Source organism: Candidatus Sysuiplasma jiujiangense, from assembly GCA_019721075.1.
GTDB lineage: Archaea > Thermoplasmatota > Thermoplasmata > Sysuiplasmatales > Sysuiplasmataceae > Sysuiplasma > Sysuiplasma jiujiangense.
The window spans coordinates 21,640-36,666 of record JAHEAD010000002.1; the positions used below are offsets into that span (position 1 = coordinate 21,640).

Sequence of the window (15,027 nt, forward strand, 5' to 3'; positions counted from 1 at the left end):
GCCTAAAACGACAGCGCCGCAACCGTGAGAAGAAGTGAAACGAGTGTTATCGGAATACCGTACTTTGCAAATTCTGAAAGCGAGATATGAATTCCCTGCTTCGACGCCGCCCTTGCCACAATCACGTTGGCCGCCGCCCCGATAATCGTTGCGTTTCCGGCAAATGTCGAGCTGAGAGCCAGCGTCAGCCACATCCTGGTCGTCGGTGCGATGTTCTGAACGACCGGAGCAAGAAGCAGAACGGCGGGAACATTGCTCGTCAGGTTTGAAAGTATCGCCGTGAGCACTGTCATCCCGGCAACTGTGCCCGCGGAGCCACCGGATGCATTCTGGAAATACCCAACTATCGTTGACAGCAGGCCGGACGACTGGACGCCGGAAATCAGTATGAACAATCCAATGAAGAAGAGTATGATGCCCCAGTCAACCTTCTGCAGTATCTGCTGGTTCGTGGCATCAGACATGAAGGGTACTGCAACAAGTGAGACTATTCCGCCAATCAGCGCAGTCATTGCAATGGGAAAGTGCGTAAATGATGATGCGTAGAATCCAGCGAACACAGCCGAGACTAACAGAAGCATAAATTCGATTGGTCCCTTGCGGATGACAATTTCACCTTCAGTCCTGTCTTTCGCTGAAAAATCCGAATTGCTGAAGTGAACCTTTCCGATGAAAAGTGCGATAATGATCGCGGCAACAAGAGAAAGAACGGTTGGAGGAAGAGCAAGGATCGTAAAGGTGTGAAACGGCACGGTCGAAACGCTTGCTATGTACGCATTCTGCGGATTGCCAACTTCCGTAGCGGCACTGCCTATATTTGCACTCATCGCCTCCATTATAAGGTAAGGCACGGGGTTCACGCCCATCCTTCTGGCAGTGAGTATGACGACAGGGCTGAATATTAAAACGACAGCATCATTCAGTATCAGTGCGGATAGGAGCGCAGTCACGGCGCAGACGACGACAAGCAGTTTCGCGGGACTCCTCGACCTGGAGACAATGGAGGCAACCCAGACGAAGAATCCTGTGGCATCCATTGCCGCAGCAATGAGCATCATTCCAAGTATGAGAATTATGGTGTTCCAGTTGATGCCGGCCAGCGCGGCGGAAGGTCTGACAATGCCGAAAATGAGCATAAGCGCACCACCGATCAGCGCGGCAGCAGGGAGTTCTACCCGGCTTTTCCCCCTGCGGTTGAACGATATCAGCGCATATGTGAAGATGAAAACGCCGAGCGCAATAGTTTCCGGAATCCCGCCTGACATTAACGGCCTGCATCGGTATACCTGCTAAATAAGATTCCATGCCCCGGGCAGCATTTTGACTGATGCCCTGTCCAGTCGATTATGGCGATGGGGTTGCACGACCGACAGCGCTTCATTTAAATATGACCGAACGGTGATTAAACCGCATGATCCAGCGTCTCAGGGGAACCAGAGATTTTACGCCTGAGGAGATGACAAAGAGAAGGACTCTGGAGGCTCTCCTCAGAAAAATTTCAGCGGAATACGGTTTCAGGGAGATACAGACGCCTGTTATGGAAAGCTCTGAACTTTTCGTGCTGAAGTCAGGGCCGGGTATATTGGAAGAGATGTACTCATTCGAGGACAAAGGCGGAAGGCAGATATCCCTGAGGCCTGAGCTGACCGCGCCGATTATCAGATTTTTTGTCAACGAACTGTCCAACTACCCTCTGCCGCTCAAGATATTCTGTATTTCGGATGTCTTCAGGTATGAGGAACCGCAGAGCGGAAGATACAGGGAATTTGCTCAGTACGACGTGGAAACAATCGGATCTGATACGCCGGAAGCGGATGCAGAACTCCTCATCCTGGCGAATGATCTGTGCACCAGACTTGGTCTCAAAAACATAAAGATCAGGATAGGACATGTCGGAATTATAAGGGAAAAACTCGATCTTGCAGGGGTTCCGAAGGAAAGGCAGGCGGATTTTCTCCGGCTTATTGACAAGAAGAAAAAGGAAGAGGCATTGAAGCTGCTTCTGACCCTCGGAACAGATGCCTCAAAATCCAGGGAGCTGATCGAATTGTGTGAAACCACGGGAAACGGCGAAATACTCGGAAAGCTGGGCGGCATGAATGCCGAATATCTGCGAAAGGTGATCTCATTCCTGGAGGCAACAGGCACCGTTTCCTACGAGATAGATTTGGGCGTCGTAAGGGGCCTCGACTACTACACGGGAATCGTGTTCGAGATTGACGCCAATGATCTTGGGGCCGAAAAGCAGATCTGCGGCGGCGGTTCCTATGAACTGTCACGCCTCTTTGGCGGGAATGCAGTTCCCTCGACGGGGTTCGCGTTTGGTTTCGACAGACTTATCCTTGCAAGAGAAAAGGCCGGCTGGAAATATGACCTGGATTCTGTGGACTGTTTTGTGCTTGCTGTTTCCAGCGTAGAGAAGATCGAGATGCTGAAAATTGCAACGGCGCTCAGGAAAAAAGGCATCAGCACGGAGATGGATTTGATGGGTAGAAACATCAGCAAGGGCCTGAAATATGCTTCTTCAAGACATGCGAGATTTACAGTCATGGTTGGAAACAAGGAATTAACGTCCGGGAAACTGACAGTGCGTGACATGGAGACGGGAAAACAGGAAGAAGTCCCTGCAGAGTCAGTTGCGGAGTACCTGTTGAACAGGACACGGGCCTAGGCGCGCGTCAGCTCCTGAAGCTCGTTTTTCCTACTTTGCGGAGAAACTCAGTCCCCTTCTCAAGGAGTATTGAATTGAACAGCGAGCGTGCCTCGCTGCCTGCTCCTGAAGGCAGTTTGATGCCTGCGACACCTTGAAGCTGGAGAAGCTTCCTGGTAAAGGCAGCCGACGCAACAATGGATGCTGCAGCTACGGCAATTTCCCTTTCTCCGTGCGCAAGAGGGATAATTTCAATTCCACCGGCGGACGATTGCAATTCGCCTGCCCTCGACTCCGGAAAGAACCTGTCCACCACAGCAGTTCTGCATTTGTTCTTCCCTGAAAGATTCAGTATTACCTTACTGTGCGCCCATATGAGGACATCGTTCATGTTCTGCATTCTGTCATACATTCTGTTGAATGTTTCAGGCGAAATCGATACGACTTCTACTCTATTCCGTGGAATCAGTGTTTCTATCACCTTTGCCATTTTCTCTATTTCTGAATTTGCGAGTCTTTTTGAGTCGGTCACGCCGGATCTGAACAGCATTGCGGCCATTTCTGCGTCCACGCAGACACCCGCGACAACCAGCGGACCGAAATAATCCCCCTTTCCCGCCTCATCGGTGCCGATCCAGCTGTCCCGGAGCCTGAGACCCAGAGAAGCATCCGCGTACGCGGTGTAATCAAACCTGAAGTTTTCAAAATAATGCTTCAGTGTTTTGGAATACTGATCCGGACCGAGCTCACATATCACCGTGCCCGTCGAATAAACGGAGACAGTGATTCCTTCTCTCCTTAGCACCGTCACGTAGGGTTGCCGCGACACGGCGAAACCGAGACCTGTGATGAACCCAACCGCTTCCAAGACACCGGACTCTGGAATTCTGTAACGAAAACGCACATTAGCTGATGGGCATCAATGATTAAGAAATTTGCATAAGTCCATTCGCCCCAACTCCGTTTAAGATGGTGGGGCTGTCCGTCAAACAGTGGATATGCGGAGACCGGCAGAGGGCATCAGCTGCCACTGTCTGCAGTCTCGCTGCTCCTGCCTTCGCTGAAGGAAAGGGTGCACAGGGAAGCCCCGAAAACAGCAAGAAACACAAGTAACACCGACGAGAAGGTGAGTGGTATCGAGATGAACGCAGCGCTCAGCAGCAGCGTGAACACAGGTATCATAGACATCAGAATGGAGGAGAGAGTGAATCCGGAAATTTTGGAAGCGGCAAAGAACAGAAAGTAGCCGCCGAACATTGATGTCACCCCGATTACAACGAGAACGAGGAGTTCGATGGGGTCAGGGATGCCGATGTAAAAAACTGGATAAAGAAACAGGAAGACCGGAAGAGAAATAAGCGATGCAACAAGAAAAGTGGGAGCGAGTATGCGTGCCATCCCATCAATCATTATTCTGCCGTTCAGGTATACATAGAAAAGGGATATCAGAATCGGATCCGCTACAATCAGCACCAGGCCCGCTAGTGAATGGACTGCAAATCTTCCTCCATAAGCAGAAAGCACGAACGCCGAAATAACAAGAACCAGCAGACCTGGTATAAAAAGGGAGAATCTGGGTATGAACCTGTTTCTGCCCAGTGCGAAAATGATAAGAGGCGACAGTATGGCATCGCCGACAAGGACAAATGTGGAAGTCAGGACCCCGCCGTTGATCCTGGCTGAAAATATAATTACGATTTGAGAAAAGAGATATCCCAATGCCGGGATCAGCAAGTCTGCCCTTCTTCCTGGCAGACTGATATTTCCCTCAGACATAAAACCGTACAGCACAAAGAGAAAACCGCCTACAAGAGACGGATATATGAAAACGGTAAACGCGTCAGCGCCGCCGATCATATGAAGAAAAATATAGTATGTTGACCAGAAAAATGCCGCCATGACCGCAAGCGACGATCCTGCGAATATTCTGGCATTCATCCGACCTGCCTTTATCATTCTGATTTAAATCCTTTGTGTTATTCCGAAGGACTGTGCAATGGATGGAAAATTACGGAATCCGCGGATGCCACAGCCTCGGCCATGTCCCGCATGAACGACACTGTTCAGGCAGACAGCAGAGTCACAAATCGCGGGGTGAAATTTCCTGCGTTCGAAGCATGTCAGTATTGTCCTCCCTTTTCCTGATGAGCCTCGCCCTGCCGTTCGAAATCATTACCTCAGAGGGGAGCGGCCTGCCGTTATACCTGCTCGCCATTGAAAATCCGTACGCTCCGGCATTCATTATTGCGAGAACATCCCCTGCTTCCACATGGCAGATTTTCCTGTCCTTTGCCATCACATCCGTATTTTCACATATCTGGCCTGTTATGTTCACCCTTTCAGTCAGGGGAGAATCCATTTTATTGGCGACAAGTATCTCATGATAGGCGCCGTACAACGCTGGTCTGAGCAGCACGTTCATTCCGCCGTCGCAGCCGATAAAGGTTCTCCCCGAGTGTTTGACGTATGTAACTGTGGAAAGGAGAACAGTGGAATCGGCTACCAGATATCTTCCCGGCTCAATAATCAGCGTCGGATTGCCGAGGCCCCTGCAGGATGAAAGTGCCCTGTCGAATACATCGACGACACCACGCGCAACCTTCTTTATGTCGAGTTCATTTTCCCCCGGTTCATAAGGAACACCCAGGCCACCTCCTATATCTATAAATTCAAAGGAGATTCCAAGTTCCCTGGATATCTTTGAGGCGATATCCATCAACTTTCCCGTGACAAGACTGAAATAATCCGCTTCCAGCACATTCGAGCCGGTCATCATATGCATGCCGAACCTGCTTATGCCCGCAAGCTTGGCCTCCCTGTATGCGGCAAGTGCCTCCCTTTCCATCATGCCGAATTTTGCCTCAGAACCAGCCGTTGTTATGCCCGCATACCTGCCCTTCCCTGTTCCGGGATTGATTCTGAATGAAATGAGTTCCGGCTTTCCGAAATTCATAAGCCGCCGGAGCAGGGGCCCATCGTCAAGGTTTATGATGACACCAGAATCCAGAGCCGTTTGCAGTTCAGCATCTGAATTGTAATTGCCGCTGTACATTGTGCTTTCCCTGCCGAAGCCAGCCAGCCCGGCGAAATATATCTCCGCGGGTGAGGCGCAGTCCGCGCCCGCGCCCTCCTCCTTTAAGACTTTCATTATGCTGAGATTGCTGTTTGCCTTGACGGCATAGTTGATCTTGAATTCCTTCTTCACCGTGTCAAATGCACTGTGCAGCCGCCTGTAATTTTCCCTTATCCTTGCCTCCGAGGTTACATATACGGGTGTGCCAAACTCGCGGGTAATTTCGGCTGCACTAACCCCATCGATGAACAGCATTCCCTGCCTGTTGGTCAGATGGTGCTGAGGTGGTGAAAACATATACAGGCCGTCATATGACTCCAATGGTTAAAATGTTGCATTGTAATGCCCATTCAAACGATTGTAATCGGCCGGGCCGGTCCTGCTCGTTCCAGTCCGGCAGCAAGAAATGTTTATATTGAAGTAGATGTGTCGTTGAGTATTACAGGTGCCAATGAATGATGAAGATGCAGGGCATCGGAACGAGGTAATAAAAATGGCAAAGCCAATTTATGTAAGATTTGAGGTACCGGCCGAACTTTCTGAAAAGGTTTATCAGATCGTGGAACTGTCGAGAGAGGGCGGGAAGCTCAGGAAAGGGACGAATGAGGTGACAAAGGTCATCGAACGCGGCGAAACGAGCCTCATAGTGATGGCGGAAGACGTGGATCCGCCTGAAATACTCGCCCATCTTCCCCTCCTGTGCGAAGAAAAGAATATTCCCTATGCCTATGTCCCCAAGAAGGCGGAACTCGGCACTGCAGCAGGTCTCGACAAGCCCACCGCTTCTGTCGCAATTGTGGATCCCGGAAAGGCAAAGCAGATGGTCGATGCGGTGACTGAAGAACTCAGGAAACTGAAGAAATAGGTGATTCTCTTGCCTGATGACAGTATACCGGCTGAGATCGTCGAGATCATAGGAAGGACAGGAATGACCGGTGAAGCCACACAGGTCAAGGTCAGGGTCCTGGACGGAAAGGACAAGGGAAGGATCATCACACGGAATGTGATGGGACCGGTCAGGGTGGGAGACACGCTGATGCTCAGGGAAACTGCAAGAGAGGCAAGAAAACTTTCGATCAGGTGAGTGTGATTTACATGGTGGAGAGGCGAAGCTGCAATTTCTGCGGCAATAACATAGAACCCGGGACCGGAAGGATCTACATAAGAACTGACGGCACGGTGTTCTACTTCGACAGGCACAAATGCTACACGAATTTTATAAAACTCAGGAGGATACCCAGGGAAACCAGATGGTCCGGTCTCAGCTCTACGGCGTCCAGGTGGAAGGACAAACCCGGAAAGCAGAAAAGAGCATCGCCGAAGAGGTTCGTACCGAAGGATCTTGCATCCAGGCTGAAAAAAGAGCATGAAAGGCTGCGGAAGGAAAGCGAACCGGGGGCAACAAAGGAAGAAACGCCGTCAAGTGACGGTAGGCAGCAGGAAGAAAAGGTGGAAGAGGCACACGATTCACCTGCAGCAGCCTCCAATGAGACAGAAACGGAGAAGATCCCAGAACATCCGGAACAGTGACCGTACATGAACGAAAGGACATTTGTGATGGTAAAACCCGACGGTTTGCAGCGCGCGCTTGTGGGCGAGGTAATTTCAAGGCTTGAGAAGAAGGGACTGAAGCCTGTAGCAATGAAAGTGTACAGGATACCCAGGGACATAGCCGAAAGGTTCTACGGCGAACACAAAGGGAAACAGTTCTATGACGGTCTCATCAGTTACATCACGTCCGGCCCGGTGATATGCATGGTCTGGGAAGGGGAGGAGGCAGTTTCGGTCGTAAGAACGGCAATGGGCAAGACGAATCCTGCCGAAGCTCTCCCCGGAACCATCAGGGGGGATCTTGCACTGCATCCGGGAAGGAACGTCATTCACGGTTCTGATTCGCAGGCTTCCGCGAAACGTGAGATAAATCTCCTGTTCAACGACTATGAACTAATAGATTATAAGAGAATAGATGCTGAGTGGTTAGTAGAATGAGGTTTGGCTATGCCTGTCAGACAGCCTATCGTGACTGTTATGGGTCACGTGGACCATGGAAAGACAACTATACTGGACAGCATTAGGGGGAGCTATATTGCGGCAGGCGAGTCGGGCGGCATAACACAGGGAATCGGTGCAACGGAAGTTCCAATAGACAGAGTGGTAAAGTTATGCACAAAAATCATGGGTAATACCAGATTTGTTATACCCGGCCTGCTCTTCATAGACACCCCGGGTCACCAAGCATTCGTTTCCATGCGCGCCAGAGGCAGTGCATTGTCCGATATAGCCGTGGTTGTAATCGACATTCGGGAAGGCGTCATGCCGCAGACAATTGAATCCATAAAGCTGCTCAGAACATACAAGACACCGTTTGTCATCGCTGCCAATAAAATTGATCTCATAGAGGGGTGGAGAAGCGGCGGATTCGAACCTTTCGTCACGCTCCTTGCGCTCCAGCGGGAGGAAACGCTGGAGAAACTTGATGAGGCGTTATACAGGATAGTCGGCGATCTTAGTTCCCTCGGTTTCTCTTCAGAGCGGTATGACAGGATCAAGGATTTCACAAAAAACATAGCCATTGTTCCCCTGAGCGCAAAGACAAAGGACGGGATACCCGACCTTCTTCTTGTGCTGACAGGTCTCGCACAGAAATACCTGGAGCAAAGACTAGATACGGAAGACGGACCTGCAGAGGGCACGATCATAGAGGTCAAAGAGGAGAAAGGATTCGGCGCAACAGCCGATACAATAATCTATTCTGGTACCCTCAGGATCGGAGACAGGGTTGCCATTGGCGTCAGGAACGACATAAAGGTAACCAGAATCAGGGGGATTTTCAAGGCAAGGCCCCTTGGCGAGACGAAGGATCCAAAAGAGAGATTTGCCCCGTTCGATAGTGTTACCGCGGCCGCAGGCGTCAAACTGCTCCTGCAGGACATGGAGGGTGTTTCTGCAGGATCGTCACTGTTCGTTTACAGGAAAGATCCATCCGAAGTCAGCGAAAAGATCATGCGGGAAAATGAGGTAAACATTCTTTATGACGAAACAGGGATACTTGTCAAGACAGATGCGGTCGGATCCCTTGAGGCGCTTCTGCTGGAGGCAAAGGACAGGGGAATCAGGATTGAGAAGGGAGAGGTGGGACCGGTAACGAGAAGAGACATTGTTGACCGTGCATCCAAGAAAGAGGCCCTTGACAGGGCCATGCTTGCTTTCAATGTACCTGTCCTGCCTGAAGCGGCAGAGATTGTTCCGGGAAGCGATGTCAAGGTTATTTCCGGTGATGTGATTTACAGCCTTCTGGACAATTTCCTGAAATGGAGTGATGAGAAAAGGAGGGAGGAACTTCTCAAAAGCAGGAAGGAAATGGTCTTTCCTGCCAAGATGCTCATCATGCCAAACCATGTTTTCAGACTTAGCAAGCCTGCAATTGTTGGCGTCAGGATCCTGGCAGGGCAGATTTCACAGGGCATCAACCTCATCAGGAGCGACGGAAGGGAGGTGGGCAGGCTTAAAAGCATAAGGGCCGGAGAACAGGCCAAGACCGTAGCAGGCGCAGGAGAGGAGGTGGCCATAGCCATCGAGGGGCCAACGGTCGGAAGACAGATCTCCGAAGGAGATGTGCTTTACGCAGATCTGCCGGAAGCGGATGCAAGGAAGATCGTGAAAGTCGAGCTGACGCTTGATGAAACATCCGTTCTTGAAGAACTCAAGCAGATAAAGAGAAAAAGTGATCCGTTCTGGGGAAACTGAGGCTCGGGGACCTGACTTGCCCGGCTGCAGACTGTACCACACCGATTCGAAAAGTTAAAGAGATACGGCGCCCTAAACCATTTATGCATCTGCCTTCCGAAATTGAAGCAATCGCCGTGATTCCAGCACTCAGGTCAATGCTTGCGCGCGAACTGCTGCGCCAGGGAGGACTGAATCAGACGCAGGTTGCGTCGTTGCTTGGTGTTACGCAAGCAGCCGTAAGCAACTACATGTCTGGAAACAGGGGAAGGGAAATTGTCAATCTCAGCGATCCCAGGGTAATAACCCGTGTTTCGGGTATTGCAAATTCTCTTAGCGGAAATCCAGACAGCAGTGTTGCGGCAAGAGGTCTTTCGGATCTTACTGATTTCATAAGGCGCAACAGGCTGATGTGTGCCATCCACCATGACATCGACCCTGAAGTTGAGATCGACCTGTGCCACATTTGTGACGAATGAACAGCGCTTCTGCACCATGGCCTGGTAGCTTAACTGCGATTATCTGCTAACCCTGAGCATACCGACAACTCCGTGACAGTTGCTTGTAGTTGCGATGGCGATCATCATGTCAATGTTACTCAAAGATCGAATTTCATCGGCTAGTCTTCTGCAGGATTCTGCTATATGAGAGGAAGAAATGCTTCCCACACCCCAGGCATAGTGTGTCGTCTTGAATACAATGATCCTGTCTGCCGAATTCGACATTTTGTCAGGGACAATTGTTGAAAGATCCCAGGTTCGCTCTGACTTGATGGCCGGGCAGACCGATGGTTCTATGCATGAAAACGGACAGAGCCATGCCGCCGCGCTGATGAATCTCATGTCTCCGGACAGCTTTTCGAAAGGGAGGCCAAATTCTACCGTTACGGGAACCTGCTCGATATTGCTGATGCCCCTGCTCTTCAGGTAGGCGCCACAGAGATTGAAGAGCAGATGCGGCGCGATGTGGGCCGGAATCAGCTGATCCTCCCTGCCAACATCCGCGTGGAGAAAATAATCCGCAAGATATTCAGACCAGTCGGACTTGACTACTCTGACACGACGATCCTCCCTGAATTCCAGCGATGACGGCGGAGCAACGTTCCTGTCTACAACGACTATGCTGCATTCAGGTATCTTACCCGCATCCATTGCCTTCAGGAGGCGCCGGGTTTGAAATATGCCGTAGCAGCCGCCTCCTATGACGGTGATCTGCACGATCTGTCATACCCCATACAGCTCTATATATCGTTATTCATTATCTCACCAGCGGAGTAGCCGTAGACAAAGGGGCCGAACTTAATGGAAAGGAAGGCACCAGTCCTGATCCGGATTGAGGCCGTGCTGCTGATTTTTGCGGCAATCGTTGTTTCATCGATTCTGATCAGCTCTCTGGGAAAAGGAAACAGGCTGTTTCAAATAACCGGGAGTCCTGCAACTCTGGGTCCCGACGCGGTCGCTTCCGCCGTCGTTCTACTGCTGGCTCTATTCATAGGCATCATCGTCTTTGACTTTATATGGATCCTGATGAAGGGAGGAAGCGGACTTGGTTTCATCGCCCCTGTCACGGGAGTCAGAAAGAGCCGCTTTATTCAGAACACGGTTATTGCTCTCCTCTTTCTCTTTGCACTCCTGGGCGCCTATCTGCTTTTTGCCGGGAAACTCCATGACGTGCTGAGTTTCAACCGTACGGCTCCGACATCGTCAATCAACTCCACAGGTGCGCTGAATGGCATCCGGCTCAGCAACAATGCACTCGCAGGCTCAATTCAACCCGTGCTCGCAATCGGCATTGTTCTTGCCGCAGCTGTCGCATTCTTTGCGGTTGCCGCCATGATAGCCGAACGGCGCAGTGCCGTACCTCAATCAGCAGACACGAAAGAGGAGCTGGCGGATATAATTGAGGGAAAGATCGCTGATCTGAAGACAGGATCCGATCCGAGAAACGCCATACTTGAGGTATACAGACAAATGCACGAATTCCTTGCCGGGATGGGAGCAACCGACAGATCCTACTGGACAGCCAGGGAATTCGAAGAGAGAGCAAGGGATTTGCTTTCCATCAGGGAACGCACGATTACAGATATTACATCGCTCTTTGAGGAGGCAAAGTACAGCAGGCATGAAATGGGCGAAAGGGAAAGAAGCATGGCGGTTGAACTATTTGAAAGTCTGGTGACTGATATCAAGGCGGGGCGGGGGTGATGGATCTGGAGGAAGCACCTGAAACTACGTCTGCAGGACAAGAAGGGAAGGAAGTCAGCATCATAGTGATCCTTTCGATATCTATTATCCTGCTGTACCTCATATGGCATCTGTTTTTTCATTACGGCGGATTGCTGATCTTCGCTCTGGGGATAATCGCAATCCTGTTAATGGAAATAGAGCTCGTTTCATGGGCATACAGAAAGAATTTGGGGACTGGAACGGGGGACGGGAAAGGCCTGAAAGTGTTTCCGGATACAGAATACTCCCGGATCGTCAGACGTGCCGGTATGGCGCTTGAGGGAAAGGAATACAGCCGGGAACTCATATTGAAGGAACTGTGGTCAGTCATGATAGAAAGAGCGTCCATGAAGATGTCAACCGGCCAGTCCGACCTGAGGAGGCTGCTGGAAAGCAATGCCTGGAGTGAATTTGACGACACGGAAAAATCAGATATCCTCAGAAAATACTATCTGATGAGCAAAAACGGTTTTGCCATGCAGATCGCTAGCCAGTCTTTCAAGCAGGACTTGCTCAGATTTTTTGACGACGTGGAAAATTACTGATGGTGGTTTTTTTGAATCCTGATGAAGTAAAAAAGATCGCAGACAGAATAATAGAAGAGGTAGAGAGTGCCATTGTCGGAAAAAGGGACATACTGTTCAAGATGCTTTGTTCACTCTTCGCGGACGGGCATATTCTAATTGAGGATCTTCCCGGCCTGGCCAAGACGCTCATTGCGCGGAGTTTTTCCCATGCACTCGGATGTGAATTCAAAAGAATACAGTTCACACCCGATCTTCTGCCGTCGGATGTCACAGGTTCGAATGTTCTCAACAGGGCAACCAACGAATTTCAGCTCAGAAAGGGACCGGTTTTCACAAACATACTGCTTGCAGATGAGATAAACAGGGCACCGCCGAAGACACAGGCCGCACTCCTTGAGGCGATGCAGGAAAGACAGGCGACGATCGAGGGGAGCACCTATGCCATACAGGAGCCTTTCATCGTGATAGCCACTCAGAACCCGATAGAGTATGAAGGAACATATCCGCTGCCTGAAGCACAACTCGACAGATTCACAATGAGAATTTCGGTCGGGTATCCCGAAAGATTGCATGAGACGGAAATACTGAGACGGAGGCGGCAGAGGAAGAAGGAACGGAATGACGTATCAGGGGTCATTGACAGAAGGCAGCTTCTTTCGATACAGGAGGCAACGGAGTCGGTATACGTGTCCGATGATCTCCAGAACTACATAGTTGACATAGTCCGTTCAACACGGAGGCATCCTTCGGTGGAAATAGGTTCTTCTCCGCGAGGTGCCCTGTCTCTGATGCGGCTGGGAATGGCATGCGCCTGCATGAACGGAAGAGATTTCGTAACACCGGACGACGTAAAACTTTTTGCTGTTGAGGCGCTTTCACACAGACTGATACTGAAACCGGATCCCTGGTTGCGGGGGTTAAAACCTGAGACCATTATTCTCGAGACCATCGAAAAAACAGCTGTGCCGAAGGTGAACTGAAACACGGAAAGAAATCTGACTGTATTCGCTGTTTTCGACTCGCTCCTGCTTGTTGGTGCACTGCTCACGGGTAATGCCGCGTACATTGCGCTGTTTGCATCGACAACTGTGCTTATGACGGTATCCCTGTTTATTCTTCCTTCTTCCGGAAATATCACTGCGAAATACGAAATCCCGTCCGAACGTCACTATACCGGCGACGTACTGAAACTGAGATATCATCTGAGCTGCAGCAGCAGGCTTGTCTTCCGCCTCAGCATAGACCAGAAGATGCCTCAGGGAATAGGCATCAGGCATTTTCACCATGAATGCTACCTGCGCATGGAGAAGGACATCGACTTCGAATTTGCGTTGAACCAGGGCGGCGTATTCACTTTCTGTCCGCCTTCATTCACCATTTCAGACATACTTGGAATGAGGAGTCTGACAGGCAGTTTTGGAAGCGACATGGAAATTGAAGTTGTGAACAGGATTGACAGGATCGATGCTTCCATGATAAAACCGCTGAAGTATAAACAGGTGTCCGGGAATATCGTTTCGGGAGCCAGGGGAGAAGGGTACGAATTCCATTCCATCAGCCGATATACAGAGGGACAGAGTACCAGAAGGATCAACTGGAAAACCACTGCCAGGACTGATGAACTGTGGATGAATGAGTTCCTGAGTGAGAGAAGCGGCTCGGTTGTGGTCCTGCTCGATACAAGGCTCATGCTTTCTGATATGGCCATTACAAGGGCATTCATGAACAGGGCCGTTGTGGCTGCCACCTCGCTGATTTACCACTCATTAATGGAGAGAAATGCCGTTGGACTGGTTGTCATAGGGGACCGTTTGACTTCAATAAAGGCGGGGTACGGCAGGAGACAGTTTGATCGCATAACAAGGGCGCTCATGCTTTTGAACACACCTGTCACCAGCTATCCTCTGCTGATTGATCGGACAGCTTCCAGGTACGTACACCCGTCCGCCCAGCTCATTGTGGTCAGCCCTGTCTTTGACAGGGAATCGGTTGAGTCCCTTGCCGAGCTGGCAGTTTCCCACAGAGACCTGCTTCTCGTCGTACCTATGACCTTCAGAAGGACTGCCGCGGATACTCCGGAAAACATCACGATGGAATTGCTGAGGCTGCATCAGCAGAATAATGCCATGGCCGCATCCAGGTTCTGCAGGACCGTAGTCTGGGAATATGGCGAAAATCTGGGAGACATTTCCTTTTCCGGTTCGGCATTTACAAGGAGGCGGGGAGGGTGAACATGGACAAAGCTGCAGCGCTGGCAACGGTTGCAGCCTTCGCGATCCCGGGGCTCGTGATGGCATCACTGGTTTCGGGATGGTACATTGCCATATTTGCAGCAGTCGCGGCCGCCACTTCCATGTTAAGGTTACACAGGCACAGAAGCGCCGCCACTGTTCTGGGCTTTTCTGCTCTGCTGGTGTTCATTGGCTTAAGGCCCGGAAACCTGATGACAGAAATTGTCGGCGCCTTCCTCGTGCTGGTCATCGCTTCACTGGACAATTTGCCTGAAAAGGAGAATTCCGTTGGCAGCAGCATGCAGAATCGCGGAGGCGCTGAGCGGTTTTTCCTTTTTCAGCTGACCGGGTTGTTTATTGTCTCGACTGCGGTGGCAATGGCTTCTGAAATTCTGTCATTTCAGATTGGTGTCAGCATAGACACCCTACTGCTCGTCGTACCGGTAGTTGGTTTCGCGATGCTCCTGATTATTTTTGCGGCAGAGGGCATCAGGAGAGAAAGCGGCTGAAGCCTTCCACCGACCGCAAACTGTCCCTCAGACCGCAAATCAAAATACCGACAATTTAATTAATAAAATGGCATAGAGTCAGACGA

The 15,027-nt window shown here is 50.6% G+C and carries 17 protein-coding genes; 12 read left to right on the plus strand and 5 right to left on the minus strand.

Features of this window, described 5'->3' with window-relative positions; all coding sequences use genetic code 11:
- Positions 1-2 precede the first annotated feature (2 nt).
- Positions 3-1,265, minus strand: a complete 1,263-nt coding sequence (locus KIS29_01810; GenBank protein ID MBX8639060.1) for an anion permease — start codon at positions 1,263-1,265, stop codon at positions 3-5.
- Between the two features lie 146 nt (positions 1,266-1,411).
- Between KIS29_01810 and hisS the strand changes: the two genes are divergently transcribed.
- Positions 1,412-2,671: a histidine--tRNA ligase gene (gene hisS / locus KIS29_01815; protein ID MBX8639061.1), complete on the plus strand. Its 1,260-nt coding sequence runs from the start codon at positions 1,412-1,414 to the stop codon at positions 2,669-2,671.
- 7 nt (positions 2,672-2,678) lie between these two features.
- Here the strand turns inward: hisS and rnhC are convergent, their stop codons facing one another.
- The 3 genes from rnhC to lysA all read right to left on the minus strand — a co-directional run bounded on the left by rnhC (position 2,679) and on the right by lysA (position 6,044).
- A complete protein-coding gene (gene rnhC, locus KIS29_01820; GenBank protein MBX8639062.1) occupies positions 2,679-3,518 on the minus strand; it encodes a ribonuclease HIII in 840 nt (279 codons plus the stop codon).
- Between the two features lie 152 nt (positions 3,519-3,670).
- Positions 3,671-4,588: a DMT family transporter gene (locus KIS29_01825; protein ID MBX8639063.1), complete on the minus strand. Its 918-nt coding sequence runs from the start codon at positions 4,586-4,588 to the stop codon at positions 3,671-3,673.
- Positions 4,589-4,730: 142 nt separating this feature from the next.
- Positions 4,731-6,044 carry a diaminopimelate decarboxylase gene (lysA, locus tag KIS29_01830; protein MBX8639064.1) on the minus strand — a complete coding sequence of 438 codons (1,314 nt, stop codon included), beginning with the start codon at positions 6,042-6,044 and terminating at the stop codon, positions 4,731-4,733.
- Positions 6,045-6,216: 172 nt separating this feature from the next.
- On the opposite strand from lysA, the gene rpl7ae reads away from it, so the two are divergent.
- From rpl7ae to KIS29_01860, 6 genes are all read left to right on the plus strand, one after another.
- Positions 6,217-6,588: a 50S ribosomal protein L7Ae gene (gene rpl7ae / locus KIS29_01835; protein ID MBX8639065.1), complete on the plus strand. Its 372-nt coding sequence runs from the start codon at positions 6,217-6,219 to the stop codon at positions 6,586-6,588.
- A gap of 9 nt (positions 6,589-6,597) precedes the next feature.
- On the plus strand, positions 6,598-6,807 hold the full coding sequence (locus KIS29_01840) for a 30S ribosomal protein S28e (GenBank protein ID MBX8639066.1): 210 nt from the start codon (positions 6,598-6,600) through the stop codon (positions 6,805-6,807).
- Between the two features lie 11 nt (positions 6,808-6,818).
- The gene (locus KIS29_01845; GenBank protein ID MBX8639067.1) at positions 6,819-7,253 is read left to right on the plus strand and encodes a hypothetical protein; all 435 of its coding nucleotides are present in this window, start codon (positions 6,819-6,821) and stop codon (positions 7,251-7,253) included.
- A 6-nt stretch (positions 7,254-7,259) separates the two neighbouring features.
- Entirely contained in the window at positions 7,260-7,712 is a 453-nt protein-coding gene (ndk, locus tag KIS29_01850; GenBank protein MBX8639068.1) for a nucleoside-diphosphate kinase, read from the plus strand.
- Positions 7,713-7,721: 9 nt separating this feature from the next.
- The gene (infB, locus tag KIS29_01855; GenBank protein ID MBX8639069.1) at positions 7,722-9,470 is read left to right on the plus strand and encodes a translation initiation factor IF-2; all 1,749 of its coding nucleotides are present in this window, start codon (positions 7,722-7,724) and stop codon (positions 9,468-9,470) included.
- A gap of 83 nt (positions 9,471-9,553) precedes the next feature.
- Positions 9,554-9,928, plus strand: coding sequence for a helix-turn-helix domain-containing protein (locus KIS29_01860; GenBank protein ID MBX8639070.1), 375 nt, complete (start codon positions 9,554-9,556; stop codon positions 9,926-9,928).
- A gap of 39 nt (positions 9,929-9,967) precedes the next feature.
- On the opposite strand, the gene KIS29_01865 is transcribed toward KIS29_01860, so the two are convergent.
- On the minus strand, positions 9,968-10,666 hold the full coding sequence (locus KIS29_01865; GenBank protein ID MBX8639071.1) for a hypothetical protein: 699 nt from the start codon (positions 10,664-10,666) through the stop codon (positions 9,968-9,970).
- Positions 10,667-10,750: 84 nt separating this feature from the next.
- Here KIS29_01865 and KIS29_01870 point away from each other — a divergent pair, with 84 nt between their 5' ends.
- The 5 genes from KIS29_01870 to KIS29_01890 all read left to right on the plus strand — a co-directional run bounded on the left by KIS29_01870 (position 10,751) and on the right by KIS29_01890 (position 14,941).
- On the plus strand, positions 10,751-11,653 hold the full coding sequence (locus KIS29_01870) for a DUF4129 domain-containing protein (protein MBX8639072.1): 903 nt from the start codon (positions 10,751-10,753) through the stop codon (positions 11,651-11,653).
- Positions 11,653-12,219, plus strand: a complete 567-nt coding sequence (locus KIS29_01875) for a hypothetical protein (GenBank protein ID MBX8639073.1) — start codon at positions 11,653-11,655, stop codon at positions 12,217-12,219. The genes KIS29_01870 and KIS29_01875 overlap by 1 nt, the downstream gene beginning before the upstream one ends.
- A complete protein-coding gene (locus KIS29_01880; protein MBX8639074.1) occupies positions 12,219-13,181 on the plus strand; it encodes a MoxR family ATPase in 963 nt (320 codons plus the stop codon). Before KIS29_01875 ends, KIS29_01880 begins: the two co-directional genes overlap by 1 nt.
- Positions 13,182-13,295: 114 nt before the next feature.
- Positions 13,296-14,432 carry a DUF58 domain-containing protein gene (locus KIS29_01885; GenBank protein ID MBX8639075.1) on the plus strand — a complete coding sequence of 379 codons (1,137 nt, stop codon included), beginning with the start codon at positions 13,296-13,298 and terminating at the stop codon, positions 14,430-14,432.
- A 2-nt stretch (positions 14,433-14,434) separates the two neighbouring features.
- Positions 14,435-14,941 carry a hypothetical protein gene (locus KIS29_01890; protein ID MBX8639076.1) on the plus strand — a complete coding sequence of 169 codons (507 nt, stop codon included), beginning with the start codon at positions 14,435-14,437 and terminating at the stop codon, positions 14,939-14,941.
- The last annotated feature ends 86 nt before the right edge of the window (positions 14,942-15,027 follow it).